18 protein-coding genes are annotated in these 16,577 nt (G+C 71.2%); 2 read left to right on the top strand and 16 right to left on the bottom strand.

The features are described 5' to 3' along the window. Window positions 1–11: 11 nt before the first annotated feature. Window positions 12–980 (top strand): pseudouridine synthase, encoded by a 969-nt coding sequence (locus ACFY7H_RS31605; protein WP_388945296.1) that lies wholly within the window; start codon window positions 12–14, stop codon window positions 978–980. Here ACFY7H_RS31605 and ACFY7H_RS31600 read toward each other — a convergent pair. The 12 genes from ACFY7H_RS31600 to ACFY7H_RS31545 form a co-directional block, all read right to left on the bottom strand. Continuing rightward, window positions 925–1,626 (bottom strand): helix-turn-helix domain-containing protein, encoded by a 702-nt coding sequence (locus tag ACFY7H_RS31600; RefSeq protein ID WP_388945292.1) that lies wholly within the window; start codon window positions 1,624–1,626, stop codon window positions 925–927. The two genes, ACFY7H_RS31605 and ACFY7H_RS31600, sit on opposite strands and share 56 nt — an antisense overlap. A gap of 91 nt (window positions 1,627–1,717) precedes the next feature. Beyond that, window positions 1,718–4,570 (bottom strand): DEAD/DEAH box helicase, encoded by a 2,853-nt coding sequence (locus ACFY7H_RS31595; protein ID WP_388945289.1) that lies wholly within the window; start codon window positions 4,568–4,570, stop codon window positions 1,718–1,720. 136 nt (window positions 4,571–4,706) lie between these two features. Continuing rightward, window positions 4,707–5,672: a twin-arginine translocase subunit TatC gene (tatC, locus tag ACFY7H_RS31590; protein ID WP_388945286.1), complete on the bottom strand. Its 966-nt coding sequence runs from the start codon at window positions 5,670–5,672 to the stop codon at window positions 4,707–4,709. Between the two features lie 53 nt (window positions 5,673–5,725). Beyond that, complete coding sequence (gene tatA, locus ACFY7H_RS31585; protein WP_388945284.1) at window positions 5,726–6,022, bottom strand: Sec-independent protein translocase subunit TatA; 297 nt, start codon at window positions 6,020–6,022, stop codon at window positions 5,726–5,728. 209 nt (window positions 6,023–6,231) lie between these two features. Next, the gene (locus tag ACFY7H_RS31580) at window positions 6,232–6,432 is read right to left on the bottom strand and encodes a hypothetical protein (RefSeq protein WP_388945282.1); all 201 of its coding nucleotides are present in this window, start codon (window positions 6,430–6,432) and stop codon (window positions 6,232–6,234) included. Between the two features lie 23 nt (window positions 6,433–6,455). Beyond that, entirely contained in the window at window positions 6,456–6,689 is a 234-nt protein-coding gene (locus ACFY7H_RS31575; RefSeq protein WP_388945279.1) for a hypothetical protein, read from the bottom strand. A 15-nt stretch (window positions 6,690–6,704) separates the two neighbouring features. Further along, entirely contained in the window at window positions 6,705–7,673 is a 969-nt protein-coding gene (locus ACFY7H_RS31570; protein WP_388945276.1) for a helix-turn-helix transcriptional regulator, read from the bottom strand. A gap of 47 nt (window positions 7,674–7,720) precedes the next feature. Further along, window positions 7,721–8,677, bottom strand: a complete 957-nt coding sequence (locus tag ACFY7H_RS31565) for a helix-turn-helix transcriptional regulator (RefSeq protein ID WP_388945274.1) — start codon at window positions 8,675–8,677, stop codon at window positions 7,721–7,723. 125 nt (window positions 8,678–8,802) lie between these two features. Next, window positions 8,803–9,195 carry an FKBP-type peptidyl-prolyl cis-trans isomerase gene (locus ACFY7H_RS31560; RefSeq protein WP_388945271.1) on the bottom strand — a complete coding sequence of 131 codons (393 nt, stop codon included), beginning with the start codon at window positions 9,193–9,195 and terminating at the stop codon, window positions 8,803–8,805. A gap of 31 nt (window positions 9,196–9,226) precedes the next feature. Then, the gene (locus ACFY7H_RS31555) at window positions 9,227–10,234 is read right to left on the bottom strand and encodes an FKBP-type peptidyl-prolyl cis-trans isomerase (protein ID WP_388945269.1); all 1,008 of its coding nucleotides are present in this window, start codon (window positions 10,232–10,234) and stop codon (window positions 9,227–9,229) included. A gap of 128 nt (window positions 10,235–10,362) precedes the next feature. Then, the gene (gene pafA, locus ACFY7H_RS31550) at window positions 10,363–11,724 is read right to left on the bottom strand and encodes a Pup--protein ligase (protein ID WP_388945265.1); all 1,362 of its coding nucleotides are present in this window, start codon (window positions 11,722–11,724) and stop codon (window positions 10,363–10,365) included. 58 nt (window positions 11,725–11,782) lie between these two features. Next, on the bottom strand, window positions 11,783–13,033 hold the full coding sequence (locus tag ACFY7H_RS31545) for an MFS transporter (RefSeq protein WP_388945261.1): 1,251 nt from the start codon (window positions 13,031–13,033) through the stop codon (window positions 11,783–11,785). Window positions 13,034–13,169: 136 nt separating this feature from the next. Between ACFY7H_RS31545 and ACFY7H_RS31540 the strand changes: the two genes are divergently transcribed. Then, window positions 13,170–14,168, top strand: a complete 999-nt coding sequence (locus ACFY7H_RS31540; protein ID WP_388945257.1) for a LacI family DNA-binding transcriptional regulator — start codon at window positions 13,170–13,172, stop codon at window positions 14,166–14,168. Between the two features lie 70 nt (window positions 14,169–14,238). Here the strand turns inward: ACFY7H_RS31540 and prcA are convergent, their stop codons facing one another. From prcA to ACFY7H_RS31520, 4 genes are all read right to left on the bottom strand, one after another. After that, entirely contained in the window at window positions 14,239–15,003 is a 765-nt protein-coding gene (gene prcA, locus ACFY7H_RS31535; RefSeq protein WP_388945255.1) for a proteasome subunit alpha, read from the bottom strand. Between the two features lie 43 nt (window positions 15,004–15,046). Next, window positions 15,047–15,886, bottom strand: coding sequence for a proteasome subunit beta (prcB, locus tag ACFY7H_RS31530; RefSeq protein ID WP_388945252.1), 840 nt, complete (start codon window positions 15,884–15,886; stop codon window positions 15,047–15,049). After that, a complete protein-coding gene (locus ACFY7H_RS31525) occupies window positions 15,838–16,014 on the bottom strand; it encodes an endonuclease domain-containing protein (RefSeq protein WP_388945250.1) in 177 nt (58 codons plus the stop codon). Before ACFY7H_RS31525 ends, prcB begins: the two co-directional genes overlap by 49 nt. A 202-nt stretch (window positions 16,015–16,216) precedes the next feature. Beyond that, complete coding sequence (locus ACFY7H_RS31520; protein WP_030016348.1) at window positions 16,217–16,429, bottom strand: ubiquitin-like protein Pup; 213 nt, start codon at window positions 16,427–16,429, stop codon at window positions 16,217–16,219. Window positions 16,430–16,577: the final 148 nt, after the last annotated feature.

Raw genomic sequence — 16,577 nt, 5'->3', positions numbered from 1 at the left:
CCCTGGTCCCGATGAGCCGCAGATCCCACATCCCGCCCGCACCCCTCCCCCAGCAGGCCGGCATCGACCCGGTCCGGATGCGCCTGCCCCCCGACCACGAGGGCAGGTGGCCCTTGCTCGGCGACTACCTGACCGAGCGGTACGCCGGCACGCGCGGCTCCGAGTCCATGGCCCGGCTGCTCGCGGACGGCCGGGTGCTCGGCGAGGGCGGCCGGGTGCTGCGGCACGAGGACCCGTACGAGCCGGGCGGCTGGCTCTGGTTCCACAGGGACATGCCGCCCGAGCCGCCCGTGCCCTTCCCGATCCGCGTGGTCCACCGCGACCGGCACCTGCTGGTGGTGGACAAGCCGCACTTCCTGGCGACCACCCCGCGCGGCACCCACGTCACCGAGACCGCCCTGGCGCGGCTGCGCCGGGAACTGGACCTGCCCGCCCTGAGCCCGGCGCACCGCCTGGACCGGATGACGGCCGGGCTGGTGATGTTCAGCATCCGGCCCGAGGACCGCGGCGCCTACCAGACTCTGTTCCAGCAGCGGCGGGTCCACAAGGAGTACGAGGCCCTCGCGGCCCACGACCCGTCGCTGGAGCTGCCCCGGCTGGTCCGCAGCCACATCGAGAAGACCCGCGGGGTGATGGCCGCGGTCGAGGTGCCCGGCGCCGAGCCGAACGCCGAGAGCCTGATCGAGCTCGCCGAGACCCGCGACGGGCTGGGCCGCTACCGGCTCACCCCGCACACCGGGCGCACCCACCAGCTGCGGGTGCACATGAACGGTCTCGGCCTGCCCATCCTGGGCGATCCCGTCTACCCGGTGGTGGCCGAGGCGGCCGGCCCGGCGGACTTCCGGCGCCCGCTCCAGCTGCTGGCCCGCGTCCTGGCCTTCACCGACCCCGTCACGGGCACCCGGCACCGGCTGGAGAGCGGGCTCACCCTCCAGGCCTGGCGGGACCGCGCGGGCTGGGAAGCGGGTCCGGCGGTGTGAGCCCGGCGATCCGCAGGGCGGCATCGGCGGCGGCCTCCGCGAAGGCCGCGACCGGGCGCGCCGGATCGGATCGGCGGACCAGCATGACGCCCTCAATCAGGCCGAAGACCAGGTCGTTGCGCAGGGCCAGGGCGGCCCCGTCTCCGTCCGCGGCGAGTGCGGCCCCCGCCGGGGTCGCCGCGAGCAACGCCCGGTAGCCGTCGCGCAGTTCCCCGCGCATCCGCCGGAACCCCGCCAGCCGCCGGCCCCGCAGCTCGGGCAGCAGGTAGAGGGCGCCCAGGTCGTACGGTCCCCCGCACAGCAGCAGCACGTCCGAGCGGCACAGCTCCCACAGCCGTACGGCGGCGGGCCGGCCGGTGTCGGCCAGCAGCCGGCGGGAGAGCTCCAGCGAGGGCGCGACCGTGGACTCCAGGAGTTCGGCGAGGAGTTCCTCCTTGCCGCCGAAGTAGTGGTACATCGTGGCCTGGCGCATTCCGGCCCGTTCGGCCACCGCCCGGGTGGTGGTGGCCGCGTACCCGCGGACCGTGAACAGTTCGGCCGCCGCGCGCAGGAGTTCCTCGCGCGGCGGCCGGCCGCTGTCCGCTCTCAGCCGGTCGGCGCGCGGCCGGCCGACCCGTCTCGGGCCTTCGCCCGTTCCCCCGCTCATACGCCGATCGTCGCACAGGACACGCCGCGACGATCATGGCAGGAGATCAGACCGTGCCTCCAGGGGCTTCGGAGGAAGCCCCAAGACCCGGCTACCCGACGGAGCTGTAGGCCACGACACCCCGCAACAGGGCGTCGACGGCCTTGCGGGCGTTGCGCGCCACCGTGCTGCCGCCCGCCGAGGAGGGCGGGGCCGTCGAGGCGGGGGCCGCCTGCGCGATCTGTCCGAGGACGTCGATGACCTGCTTGCACCAGCGCACGAAGTCGCCGGCCGGCATCTCCGCCTCGCGCAGGACCTCGTCCAGGCTCTTGTCGGAGGCCCACTGGTAGGCCGCCCACGCGAATCCGAGGTCCGGCTCGCGCTGGCCGACGCCCTCCGCCTGGTTGATGCGGTGCTCCTCCTCCAGCGCGTCGAGCCGGCCCCAGATGCGGACCATCTCGCCCAGCGCCGCCTTCGCCGCGCCGCCCGGCACCTTCGGCGGGGCCGCGTCGTCGGACTGCCGGGCCTCGAAGACCAACGCCGATACGCAGGCGGCCAGTTCGGCGGGGCTCAGCCCCTCCCAGACGCCTTCGCGCAGGCACTCCGAGGCCAGCAGGTCCAGCTCCCCGTAGAGCCGGGCCAGGCGCTTGCCGTGCGCGGTGACCTCGTCCTCGCGCAGGTAGTCCAGCTCGGTCAGCAGGGCGTGGATCCGGTCGAAGGTGCGGGCGATGGTGTTCGTCCGGCCCTCGATGCGCCGCTCCAGCTGCTGCGTGTCCCGCTTGAGGCGGTGGTAGCGCTCCGCCCAGCGGGCGTGGTCCTCGCGCTCGTCGCAGCCGTGGCAGGGGTGCGCCCGCAGCTCGGTCCGCAGCCGGGCGATCTCGCGGTCGTCGGCCGCGGCGGCCCGGCCCGGCCGGTGCCGCTGCGGGTGGACGTGCCCGGCCTTGTTGCGCAGCGCCGTCGCCAGGTCCCTGCGGGACTGGGGCGAGCGCGCGTTGAAGGTCTTGGGGATCCGCATCCGGTCGATGGCCTCGACCGGCACCGGGAAGTCGATCGCGGCGAGCCGCTTGACCTGCCGTTCGGCGGTGAGCACCAGCGGGCGGGGGCCCTCGTGGTAGTCGTGCCCGCGGTGTCCGTTGACGCGCCCGCCCGGCACACCCGGGTCCAGGACCAGGGCCAGCCCGGCGAACTTGCCCGTCGGCACGTGGATGACGTCGCCCGGCTTCAGCTTCTCCAGCGAACTGGCCGCCTGCGCCCGGCGCTGGGCGGCGCCCTGCTTGGCGAGGTCGGTCTCGCGGTCCTTGAGCTCGCGGCGCAGCCGCGCGTACTCCTCGAAGTCGCCGAGGTGGCAGGTCATGCCCTCCCGGTAGCCCTCCAGGCCCTCCTCGTTGCGCTGCACCTGCCGGGAGATCCCGACGACCGCGCGGTCCGCCTGGAACTGCGCGAAGGAGGTCTCCAGCAGTTCCCTGGAGCGGTGCCGGCCGAACTGGGAGACCAAGTTGACGGCCATGTTGTACGAGGGCCTGAAGCTGGAGCGCAGCGGATAGGTGCGGGTTCCGGCGAGCCCGGCGAGCTGCACCGGGTCCATGCCGCGCTGCCACAGCACCACCGCGTGGCCCTCGACGTCGATGCCGCGCCGCCCTGCCCGGCCGGTGAGCTGCGTGTACTCGCCGGGGGTGATGTCGGCGTGCTGCTCGCCGTTCCACTTGACCAGCTTTTCCAGGATGACCGTGCGCGCGGGCATGTTGATGCCGAGCGCGAGGGTCTCGGTGGCGAAGACGGCCTTGACGAGGCCGCGTACGAACAGCTCCTCGACGACCTCCTTGAAGGTGGGCAGCATGCCGGCGTGGTGCGCGGCGATGCCCCGCTCCAGGCCTTCGAGCCACTCGTAGTAGCCCAGGACGTGCAGGTCCTCGGCGGGGATGGAGGCGGTCCGCTCCTCGACGATCTCCCGGACCCTCAGGCGCGCCGTGTCGTCGTTGAGCCGCAGGCCCGCGTACAGGCACTGCTGGACGGCGGCTTCGCACCCGGCCCGGCTGAAGATGAAGTTGATGGCGGGCAGCAGGTCGTCGTTGTCGAGCCGCGCGATCACCTCGGGGCGGCCGGGGGTCCAGATCCGGCTGCGGGAGCGGCGCTCGCGCTCGCGGTCGGCCTCGCGGACCATCTTGCCGCGCCGCCGGTCCTTGGGGCTGTAGCCGCGGCTGTTCTCCTCGCGGGCCATGCGCAGCAGGTCGGGATTGACCTCGCGGCGGGCGGAGCCGCGGCCTCCGTGGTCGGACTCCTCCTCGAAGAGGTCGTAGATCCGGCGGCCGGCCATGACGTGCTGCCACAGCGGTACGGGCCGCTCCTCGGAGACGATGACCTCGGTGTCGCCGCGCACGGTGTCGAGCCAGTCGCCGAACTCCTCGGCGTTGGAGACGGTCGCGGAGAGTGAGACCAGGGTCACCGACTCGGGGAGGTGAATGATCACTTCCTCCCACACGGCGCCGCGGAACCGGTCGGAGAGGTAGTGCACCTCGTCCATCACCACGTAGCCGAGGCCGCTGAGCGCCTGCGAGCCCGCGTAGAGCATGTTGCGGAGCACCTCGGTGGTCATCACGACCACGGGGGCGTCGCCGTTGACGCTGTTGTCACCGGTCAGCAGGCCCACCTTCGCGGCGCCGTAGCGCTTGACGAGGTCGGCGTACTTCTGGTTCGACAGGGCCTTGATCGGGGTCGTGTAGAAGCACTTGCGGCCCTGCTGGAGGGCGAGGTGCACGGCGAACTCGCCCACGATGGTCTTGCCCGAACCGGTCGGGGCGGCCACCAGGACGCCCTTGCCGGCCTCCAGAGCCTTACAGGCCTCGATCTGGTACGGATCCAGGTCGAATGCGTACATCTCGCGGAAGGGGGCCAGGGCGGAGGCCTCTTCGGCGGCGCGGATCCGGGCAGCGGCGTACCGCTCGGCGGGTGAGAGTTCTTCGGTCATCTTGCTCTCGAGCCTACCCGCCGCCCCTGACAACAGTCGCGATCATTTAAGTGACCGTCCCGGGCGACCCGGGAACGCGGGACGGGGCCGGGCCGCGCGGCGTGCGCGGCCCGGCCCCGTCCCGGGGTTGCTCCGGTCAGGTGGCGTCGTCGTAGCCGTTGATCTGGCGGCGGCCGCCGTCGTCCTGCACGGGCAGGGGGGAGGCGGACGGGGCCGCTCCCGTCGCGCCGATCGGGGCCGGGGTCAGGTCCAGCTCGGAGGCCTCGTCGTCGTCGAGCCCGGCGTCGGGGTCGCCGCGCCTGCGCCGCCGGTCGTTGAGCAGGCAGACGCCGAGGGCGATGAAGTACAGGGCGACGATCGGGGAGGCCAGCGTCAGCATGGTGATCGGGTCACCGGTGGGCGTGGCGAACGCCGCGAAGAGCGTGATGCCGAGGACCATGGCGCGCCACCAGCTGCCCAGCCGCTTCCCGGTGAGCACTCCGGTGAAGTTCAGCAGCACCAGCATCAGCGGCAGCTCGAAGGCGATGCCGAAGACCACGACCATGCGCGTGACCAGGTCGAGGTAGTCGTCGACCGGGAGCAGGTTCTTGACGTGGTCGGGGGTGAAGCCGAGGAGGATCTCCGCCGTCTGCGGAAGGATCTTGTACGCGAGCACCGCGCCGGCGAGGAAGAGGGGCGCGCCGACCGCGACGAAGCTCAGCGCGTACTTCTTCTCGTTCCGGTGCAGGCCGGGGGCGGCGAACGCCCACAGCTGGTACAGCCAGACCGGGGCGGAGAGCACGATGCCGGCGGACAGGCCGACCTTCAGGGCGATGGAGAAGGGCGCGGTCAGGCCGTTGGTGGTCATCTCGGCGCAGGGGGCGCCGTTGCGCTGGTGCGTCGCGCCGTTGGTGCAGCCCACGGACGACAGCATCGGCTCCAGCAGGAAGTCGATGATCGGCCGGTAGAAGTAGGCCGCGACGACCGTGACCACGATGATCGCCAGAACCGACTTCAGCAGCCGGTTCCTCAGCTCACGCAGGTGCTCGACCAGCGGCATCCGCCCTTCGGCGTCCTTCGCCTGCCGGTCCTGTTTCCCCTGCTTGCGGGCAGACTTGAGCAACCCACGTCCCTTGTCTCGTTGCAGATGACTGGCGTGACGGCGACCGCCGCGCGTCAGCCCTGGGTGGTGCGGTTCGGCTCGTTGACGGGCCGGGCGCTGGTGACGTCACCGGGCGCGGCCTGGATGGTACGGGGGGCGGCGGGCTGCTGCGCGGCCTGATCGGCGGCCGGGGCGGCGGTGGCGGCGTCCTCGGCCTCGCCGTCCTTCTTCATCGCCTTGGCCTCGCTCTTGAGGATGCGGGCCGACTTGCCGAGCGAGCGGGCCATCTCGGGGAGCTTCTTGGCGCCGAACAGCAGCACGATGACAGCGATGATCAGAAGGATCTCAAGGGGCTTCAGATTGCCGATCATGTGTGTCTTCCTTCTCACCGAAACGGCTGGTTGTGGTGGCCAGGCGATTCCGGACAAAGATCCGGTACCGCTCTGACATGGATCGTAACCCCCGACGGTTAACGCCCGGCAATCCCCGGGGGGCTGCGCGATTGCCTGCCGCACCCGACGGTACGGGTCCGGCTCCGCGGTTTCCATATCCAGAAGGCCGCGTGCTGGTCGCGCGGCCGCTACGGAGCCGCCGCGCGCCCCGCCCGCGCGAGGTCGGAAGCGGCCCGTTCCAGGTCGCCCGAGGCCTCGGTGATCCGGCGGCTGGCCAGCGCGACCTGCCCGGACAGCCGCCGCACCTCCAGGAAGACCCGCAGGGCGAGGACGGACAGGACGGCGAGCCCGAGGAATCCCAGGGCGATCGCGAGCATCGGCCACAGCATGCCAAGAGCCTAGCGCCCCGCCCTCACACACTGCGCAGGGTGCTCACTCCCCCGCCGGTCAGCAGCTCCACGATGCGCTCACCTGCCGGTTTGCGGACAGCCGCCGCGCACTCGGGACAGGTGAAGGAGTAGAAGGTGGTGCGCCGGCTGCCCCCGATCGCCAGGCGCAGCGCGTCCGCCGCGAGCTCGAAACGCGCCCGGCACTCGGGGCAGGCCGCCTTGAACGTGACCGGTACGAGACCTGCTGATCGCGACATCGCTCCCCGCTCCCCCTAGACCTTTTCCCCGTACCCCGCGAGTGCTTCTCCAGCGGCCTTCCGCGCGCTGTCCGCCAGCTCCGGCGGTGACACGATCCGCCCGTCACGCCCCAGACGCAGCGCGAGCCGGCGCAGCGAGGCCGGGTCGGGGCTGCGCAGCGTGATCCTCAGGCCCCCGCCGGGCAGCTCCTCGGCGCTGTCGTGGGGGTAGTACTCGGCGACCCAGCGCCCGCCGGGACCCACCTCGACGACCACCTCCGGGTCCTCGGCGGCCGGCTGCACGAGGCCCACGGACAGGTCGCGCGGCTCGATCGCGGGCGGCTCGGCCCGCTCGTCGAGCAGCCGGATCTCGGCGACCCGGTCGAGCCGGAAGGTGCGCCGGGCCTCCGAGAGGTGGCACCAGCCCTCCAGGTAGGTGTGGCCGACCGCGAAGAGCCGGATCGGGTCGACGGTGCGCTCGGTCAGCTCGTCGCGGGCCGGCGAGTAGTAGCGCAGCCACAGCCGGCGCCGCTCGGAGATGGCCCGGTCGACGTCCGCGAAGACCCCGCCCTCCGACTCGAAGGTCACCGACAGCCGGGCGCTGGCCCCGGCGGCCTCGCCCGCGGCGGCCTCCAGCTTGGCGGTGGCCCGCAGCAGCGCGTCCCGGTCGCTCTCGCGCAGCCCGGGCAGGGTCGCGACGGCGCGGGCGGCGACCAGCAGGGAGGTGGCCTCGTCGGCGGCGAGCCGCAGCGGCTCGGCGGTGGACTCCCCCGAGGCGTCGGCGTTGTGCCACCAGATGCGGTCGCCGTCGGTGTCGATGTCGAGCAGGTCACCGCCGCGGAAGCTGGTGCCGCACATGGGCAGCACGTCGAGGTCCGAGATCAGCTCGTCCTCGGTGATCCCGAAGGCACGGGCGACGTCCGCGACGTGCGCGCCGGGGCGCTCGCGCAGGTAGGTCACCAGGGACAGCATCCGGCGGGTCTGGTCGATGGCGTTGGCGGCCATGCTGCTACGTCTCCCCCTCAGGGCGTTGCTGCTGTTGTTGTTCGGGTTCAGCCCTGGGCGACGGCGCGCAGCCGGTCCACCACGTCGGCCCGCAGGTCCGCCGGGCCCACCACGACGACGTCGGGGCCGAACTCCACGAGCCAGGCGTCCAGCCCGTGCCCGTACGGGATCTCCAGCTCGTCCCAGCCGTCACCGCCCTCGCGCACGGCGGTGGCCTTCGCCCGCAGCGGGTAGCCGGCCCCGGCGCGCAGCCGGATCAGGGCGGTGCGCTGGGCGCCCTCGCCGGCCCAGGCCGCCACGGTCTCGCGTACGGTCACCACGTCCGGCACCTCGGCGGTGTACTTCCCGGCCCGCGAGCGGACCTTGCCCGTAATCCGGGAGAGCCGGAAGACCCGCTCCGCCCCGCGGTCGCGGTCGTAGCCGGCCAGGTACCAGTGGCCCCGCCAGCACTCCAGGGCCCACGGCTCCACCTGCCGGGGCTCGGGCCGCGCCGCGTTGGACTTGCGGTACTCGAAGACCACCGGGCGCCGGTCGCGGCAGGCCAGCATCAGCGGCTCGAAGGCCGCCTCGTGGACGGGGATCCGCGGCTCGATGGCGCTGTGCTGGCCCTCGTACGGATCACCGGCCTCCGGCATCCCGCCCGCACGCAGCTTCTGCAGCGCGCCGCTGGCCGCGCCGGCGAGGCGGGCCTGCTGCCACACCTTGGCCGCCAGCCCGAGGGCGGCGGCCTCCTCCGCGTCGAGGGAGACGGGCGGCAGCCGGTTGCTGTCCCGGCGGGCCAGGTAGCCGGTCTCACCCTCCAGGTTCTCCACCGTCTCGATCACCAGACCGAGCTCGCGCAGATCGTCCTTGTCCCGCTCGAACATCCGGTTGAACGACTCGTCGTTCCCGGCTTCGAGATAGGCCTCGATCGAACCGCGCAGCTCACGCTTGCTGAGGGGACGGCGCGTCCCCAGCAGACACAGCGCCAGGTTCATCAGCCGCTCGGCCTTGGCAATCGCCATCGACGCCCATCCCCCACTCCTCGGCACACACTCGTGACCGTTGACCGTACCGCCCCCGCGGTCCCCGGCAAAAGCGAGGGCCCCCGCCTCACGGCGGGGGCCCTCCATGATCACAACGCGTGAGATCAGACGCCCATCAGGTCACAGACGAAGATCAGCGTCTCGCCCGGCTTGATGGCGCCGCCGGCACCCCGGTCGCCGTAGGCGAGGTGGGCGGGGATCGTCAGCTTGCGACGGCCGCCGACCTTCATGCCCTCGATGCCCTGGTCCCAGCCCGGGATGACCTGGCCGATGCCCAGGATGAACTGCAGCGGACCGCCGCGGTTCCAGGACGCGTCGAACTCCTCACCGGAGGAGAAGGCCACACCCACGTAGTGGACGGAGACCTTGTTGCCGGCCGTGGCCACGGCGCCGTCGCCCTCCCAGATGTCCTCGATGACCAGGTCGGTGGGGACCGGGCCCTCGGGGAAGTCGATCTCGGGCTTCTCGAGCTTGTCGCTCACGGAACTGCTCCTCATACCTGCGAATCGGTGTACAACCGGAACAGTCTTACACTGCTCCGACGATGTCCACGACGAAGACCAGCGTGGAGTTGGCCGGCAGGTCCTCACCCTTGGCCTGGTCCTTGTACGCCTGCTCCGGCGGGATCACCAGCAGCACGCGGCTGCCGACCTTCTTGCCCACCAGGCCCTTGTCCCAGCCCTCGATGACCTGACCCTGGCCGATCTTGGTCGAGAACGGGGCGCCCGTCTTCCACGACGTGTCGAAGAGCTTCGCCGAGTCCTTGCCCTGGTTCGGCGCCCACGCCGCACCGCTGTACTGCATGTAGACGGTCTGGCCGTTCTTGACCTCGGCGCCCTTGCCCTCGATCAGGACCTTGTCGACCAGCTCCTTCGGAGGGTCGTTCTTCGGGATCGTGATCGTCGCGGCCTTCTCCTCGTCGGCCTTGACCTGCGGCAGCTCCGACGGGATCGGCGCCTGCGTACCCTCGGCCTTCTTCGGCAGCACCGAATCGACGTCGAGGACGAACACCAGGTTGTCCTTCGGGCCGACACCCAGCTGCGACTGGCCCTGCTCACCGAAGGCCGCCGCCGGCGGGGCGACGACCAGCACCCGGCTGCCGACCTTCTTGCCCAGCACCGACTCGCTGAACAGCGGCAGGATCTGCTGCGAACCGGCCGGGACGACCAGCGGCTGGCCGTCCGGGTCGTAGGAGCCGCTGAGCTCCTTGCCGCTCTTCCAGACCTTGCCCGTGTACTTCGTGACCACGAGATCGTCCTTCTTGATCTCCGGCCCGGAACCCTCCTTGAGGGTGTTCACCACGAACTTGCCGCTCGGCTCGCCCTTGGGAACCGTGATCTCCGCCTTCTTGCCGGCCTCGCCGGCCACCGTCGGCATCGGATCGGCCGACGCCACCGGCTTCGGCACCTCCGTCTTCGCGGCATCGGCCGACGGCGACGCGGAGGGCTCCTTCTTCCCGGAGTCCTCGCCCCCTCCGCAGGCCGCGGTGAGCATCAGAGCCGGCACGATGAGCGCGGCAGCAAGTCGGCGTCGCACAGTGGTCCTCAGGGTCGCTGGAATGGTCCGTCGTAGCGGCCCACTCTACGGGCTGACCCCTCCGCGACAAGGCCGTGGCGTGCGAAGACCCCGTACGCCACAGCGCACGGGGCCCCGGCCGCACAGCGTCACATGCCGGCGATCAGCTTCTCCACCCGGTCGTCCACCGACCGGAACGGGTCCTTGCACAGCACCGTGCGCTGCGCCTGGTCATTGAGCTTCAGGTGCACCCAGTCGACCGTGAAGTCCCGCCGCTGCTCCTGCGCCCGGCGGATGAAGTCGCCGCGCAGCCTGGCCCGGGTGGTCTGCGGGGGCACCGACTTGCCCTCGAAGATCTTCAGGTCGTTGCACACCCGCGCCGCCTGCCCCTTGCGCTCCAGCAGGTAGTAGAGACCCCGCCGGCGGTGGATGTCGTGGTACGCGAGGTCTATCTGGGCGACCCGCGGATTGGACATCGTCATGTTGTGCTTGGCCCGGTACCGCTCGATCAGCTGGTACTTCATGACCCAGTCGATCTCCGTACCGATGCGGTCCAGATCCTGCGCCTCGACGGCCTCCAGCGTGCGGCCCCACAGCTCCAGGACCTGCGCCACCACCCCCGTACGGATGCCCCGCCGGTCGGCGAAGTCCAGGGCCTTGTCGAAGTACTCCCGCTGGATCTCCAGCGCCGAGGCCTCCCGGCCACTGGCCAGTCGCACCTTGCGCTGGCCCGTGATGTCGTGGCTGACCTCCCGGATCGCCCGGATCGGGTTCTCCAGGGTCAGGTCCCGCATCACCGTCCCCGCCTCGATCATCCGCAGCACGAGGTCCGTGGCGCCCACCTTGAGCAGCATCGTCGTCTCGGACATGTTCGAGTCGCCCACGATGACGTGCAGCCTGCGGTAACGCTCCGCGTCGGCGTGCGGCTCGTCGCGCGTGTTGATGATCGGCCGGGAGCGGGTCGTGGCGGAGCTGACGCCCTCCCAGATGTGCTCGGCCCGCTGACTGACGCAGTAGACCGCGCCCCTGGGCGTCTGCAGCACCTTGCCCGCGCCACAGATCAGCTGACGCGTGACGAGGAACGGAATCAGGATGTCCGCGAGGCGGGAGAATTCTCCGTGCCGGGCCACGAGGTAGTTCTCATGACAGCCGTACGAATTGCCCGCCGAGTCGGTGTTGTTCTTGAACAGGTAGACGTCGCCCGCGATTCCCTCCTCGTGCAGGCGGCGTTCGGCGTCGACGAGCAGGCCCTCGAGAATGCGCTCGCCGGCCTTGTCGTGCGTGACCAGTTCGGTCAGGTTGTCGCATTCGGGAGTTGCATATTCCGGATGCGAACCCACGTCGAGGTAGAGGCGGGCGCCGTTCCGCAGGAAGACATTGCTGCTGCGGCCCCATGACACAACACGGCGGAAGAGGTAGCGCGCCACTTCGTCAGGAGACAGTCGGCGCTGTCCCCTGAACGTGCACGTGACGCCGTACTCGTTCTCCAGCCCGAAAATGCGGCGGTCCATGACTGAACATTACGCCTTCCGCACTCTTCTGAAACCGGGTTGGAGAACGGCGTTCAGGTCAGTTTTTGATCAACGGCTCCGAAACCGCCCCGGCCGGCCCCTCCGCCGACCCCGCCACGGCCCTGCTGCGAGAGGCACCCGCGAGCGCCCGCTGAGTCAGCATCAGCACCAGCAGCGCCGCCGCGCCACCACCACAGGCCACCGCGAAACCAGCCACCGTACCACCCTGTTCCAGCGCCGGACCAGCCACCGCCGTACCGATCGCCGCACCCACCCCGAAGAACGTCACCAGCCACGAGAACGCCTCCGTCACCGTCCCCGCCGGCGCGTGCCGGTCCACCACGATGAACGCACACGCCAGCGAAGGCGCCAGGAACACGCCCGCCAGCGCCGACAGCGCCGTCATCGCCACCGGACCCACCTCCAGCACCAGCGGCAGATAACACACCGCCAGCAGCGCCACCAGCACCCGCAGCCGCCGCTCCGGCGCCCCCGCCCACTGCCGCGCCCCGTAGAACACACCGCCCACCAGCGCACCCAGGCCCAGCGCCGCCATCAGCCAGCCGTACACCGCCTGACCACCGTGCCCGTCCGCGTACGCCACCGCCGCCACCGCGATCGACCCCAGCGCCATGCCGACGAAGAAGAACGCGCCCAGCAGCGCCAGCAGGCCCCGTGAACGCAGCGCCCCCAGCCAGTGCGCCTCGCGCGGCGCGGAACGCCAGGTCCGCGACGGCTCCGACACCACGACCGACAGCACGCCCAGCACACCGACGCCGTTCAGCACCAGCAGCGCCACCGCCGGCGACCACAGCGACACGCACAGCGTCACCAGCAGCGGCCCCACCGTGTACATGACCTCCTGGGCCACGGCGTCCATCGCGTACGCCGCGTGGACCCGCTCCTCACGGCCCCCCAGCACCCCCGGCCACAGCGCCCGCAGCCCGCCCTCCAGCGGCGGCGTGAACAAACCGGCCAGCACCATCGCCGCGTACGCGGCCGCCACCGACCCCGTACCGGCCACCGCCAGCCAGACCATGCCCAGCGCCGACACCAGCGCCGCGGGCAGCTGCACCCGCGGCTGCCCGTACAGGTCCACCGCCCGGCCCAGCAGCGGCTGCCCCACGGCGTTCGCCAGCCCGTACGCGGCCGCCAGCGCGCCCGCCAGGCTGTAGCTTCCCCCCTCGTCCCGGATGAAGAGGACGATCGCGATCGCCGCGGTGCCGTTCGGCAGCCGGCCTATCAGGGTGCCCACCAGCAGCCTGGCGGCGTACCTGGTCCTGAGCAGCTCCGCGTAACCCGCGGCCATGACCGCCCCCTTCTGCCCGGATCCACCCCGGGGTAATACGTATAACGAGACACGTCATACGTACCATGGCCACAGACCCCCGGTCCAGCCGCACGCCGCCCGCACCCCGCCCCACCTCGCACTTCAGGAGCAACCTGTGACGAGACCCACCAGCCGCGACGTCGCCACCGCCGCCGGAGTCTCCCAGGCCACCGTCTCCCTCGTCCTCGGCGGCAAATGGCGCGGCCGCGTCTCCGAACGCACCGCCACCCTCGTCCGCGAAACCGCCACCACCCTCGGCTACCGCCCCAACCTCGCCGCCCGCAACCTCCGCCTCGGCACCACCCGCACCGCCCTCCTCGTCGTCCCCGCCCTCACCAACGAATTCTTCGCCCGCGTCTACACCGGCGCCGCCCGCGTAGCCGCCGAACACGGCTTCGGCGTCGTCCTCTACCCCTCCCCCGAAGGCACCGGCCCCGCCCGCGACCCCTTCGCCTCCGCCCGCGCCGCCCTCGACGGCATCATCGCCTCCTCCATGGCCACCGACGCCCTCGACGCCCTCGGCGGCGACGGCCTCCCCCTCGTCATGCTCGACAGCGACCCCACCTCCGGCCAAGCCGCCGCCCACGTCAACCTCGCCATCACCGACGGCATCCGCCAGGCCGCCGAACACCTCCTCGGCCTCGGCCACCACCGCTTCCTCCACTTCGCCGCCGACGTCGACTCCTGGACCTTCCACATCCGCGCCCAGGCCCTCGCCGCCCTCCTCGCGGCACCCCACGAGCTGCGCACCGCACGGGCCGCCCTCACCGTCGACGCCGCCCGCGCCGCCGCCGAAACCGCCCTCGCCGACCCCCGCCACCGGCCCACCGCCGTCGTCTGCGACGACGACATCCTCGCCGCCGGCGTCTGCAAGGCCGCCCGCCGCCTCGGCCTGCGCATCCCCGAGGACCTCTCCGTCACCGGCTTCGACGACCTCGCCCTCGCCACCGCCGTCGAACCCGAGCTCACCACCGTCCGCCTCCCCGCCGAACGCGTCGGCGAACAGGGCATGACCGCCCTCCTCGCCGTCCTCGACGGCACCCCCTGGACCGCCCCCGACATCCCCGTCGAACTCACCGTCCGCGACTCCACCGGCCCCGCCCCCACGCCCTGAGACACCCCGGGACGCACGAAAGCCCCGGTCCGCCCCCACAGGGGCGGACCGGGGCCCGCACGCCACAGCCCTACTCGGCGTCGTCCTCCGGAACCTCGTCGTTCGACACCGCATCCGCCTGAGCGGCCGCCGGAACATCCGCCTCCAGCAACCGCGCCAACTGCCGGCCCCGGATCCGCTTGAACTTGCGCTGCTGCGCCCGCGTCCGGTCCAGCACCGCCACCTCCAGCCGCTCGGCCGGAATCGTCTTCTCCGCGCCGTTCGCCTGACTCGACAACGCCTGCACCGCCAGCTTCAACGCGTCGGGCAGGGTCATCCCGTCCCGGTGCCGCTGATCGAGGAACGTACTGATCTGCTCGGCGTTCCCGCCGACCGCGACCGAACCGTGCTCGTCCACGATCGACCCGTCGTGCGGCAGCCGGTAGATCTGGTCCCCCGCCGCCGTCGCACCCACCTCGGCCACCACCAGCTCCACCTCGTACGGCTTCTCACCGGCCGAGGAGAAAATGGTGCCGAGCGTCTGCGCGTACACGTTCGCCAGCCCGCGCGCCGTCACGTCGTCACGGTCATAGGTGTACCCGCGCAGATCGGCGTAGCGCACACCACCGATCCGCAGGTTCTCGTACTCGTTGTACTTCCCGGCGGCCGCGAAGCCGATCCGGTCATAGATCTCACTGAACTTGTGCAGCGCACGGGACGGGTTCTCACCGACGAACACGATGCCGTCGGCGTACTGCAACACGACGAGGCTGCGGCCGCGGGCGATGCCCTTCCGGGCGTATTCCGCCCGGTCGGCCATGGCCTGCTGGGGTGACACATAGAACGGAGTCGACACCGGTTATCCGTCCCTTTCTTCTGGGCGACGAGACGAGGACTGGTCAGAGCAGAGCGGCACGCGGCCCGTCGGGCTCCTGGAGCCGACGGTCCGTCACCTTGCGGGCGAGTTCCTGCGACTCGTCGTCGTCCAGCCTGCGGAAGCCTTCGTCGGTGATGACGGTGACGATGGGGTAGATGTGGCGGTACAGGTCCGGCCCGCCGGTCGCCGAGTCGTCGTCGGCGGCGTCGTACAGCGCCTGCACGACCAGCGTGGTCGCCTGCTCCTCCGTCAGGTCGGGGCGGTACAGCTTCTTCATCGAACCCCGGGCGAAGATCGACCCAGAGCCCGTGGCGGCGTACCCGTGCTCCTCCGAGCGGCCACCGGTCACGTCGTACGAGAAGATCCGGCCCTTCTCCTTGGCCTCGTCGTACCCCGCGAAGAGCGGAACCACGGCCAGACCCTGCATGGCCATCCCCAGATTGCTCCGGATCATGGTCGAGAGCCGGTTCGCCTTGCCCTCCAGGGAGAGGGTCGCCCCCTCCACCTTCTCGAAGTGCTCCAGCTCCAGCTGGAACAGCTTGACCATCTCCACGGCCAGGCCGGCCGTACCGGCGATGCCGACCGCGGAGTACTCGTCGGCCGGGAACACCTTCTCGATGTCCCGCTGCGCGATCATGTTCCCCATGGTCGCCCGCCGGTCACCGGCGAGCACGACCCCGCCGGGGAAGGTCGCGGCGACGATGGTCGTCCCGTGCGGCGCCTCCACGATCCCCTCGGGCAGCTTCCGGTTCCCCGGCAGCATCTCGGGCGCGTGCGCGCCCAGGAAGTCCATGAAGGACGACGACCCCGGCGTCAGGAAGGCTGCCGGTAGACGCCCTGTGCCACGATTGTTGGCTTCCACGCGTGTCCCTCCAGGTATGAAACGACCCGACGAGCGGCGTCGGGATCGTCTCCCAACTTGCCGATGGCCGTATTGCGGTTGAAGCAAGGTATGCCACGGACCCTACCCGCCGCGTGGCAATGATCCACATGTACGGCCGGGGCCTTCGAGCAGATGTGGGCGGCGGCCCGCCGGCTCCGGTTCGGGGGGCGGCTCGGCCTCTTCGCACTGCGGACACCGCTCGTTGCCGGACGGTACGTCCACCTTCACCCGCACCGTCCGGCCCCTCAGCTCCTGCCGCGCCTTGTAGGCACCCGCACCCACGACCTTCGATTCGAAGGCCAAAAGACCCTACTGGCCACCCTTTTGTACGAACGACCGCACGAAGTCCTCGGCATTCTCCTCGAGGACATCGTCAATCTCGTCAAGTACCGAGTCGACGTCGTCGGAGAGCTTCTCCTGCCGCTCCTTGAGGTCGGTCGATTCCTCGACCGCCGCCTCCTCGACCTCCTCGGTCGAGCGCGTCGCCTTCTGCTGTCCGCCGCCGGTGTCCTTGGTCGCCATGTCTACCTCACCCCGCTCGGTTCGCACGCTCACACGGAGAGACCCCGGGATTCGGGACCTCTCAAGATCAGACCCTACGTCGGACCCTACAAGGAGGGCCCGGCATTCGTCCCCGTACTTTCACAACGTCCGGGTGCCTTCATGATTC

The sequence above is a fragment of the Streptomyces sp. NPDC012794 genome, assembly GCF_042901085.1.
In the GTDB taxonomy this organism is placed as follows: Bacteria; Actinomycetota; Actinomycetes; order Streptomycetales; family Streptomycetaceae; genus Streptomyces.
The sequence above is the reverse complement of the archived record's forward strand: the minus strand, read 5'-3'. Positions and strand labels throughout refer to the sequence as shown.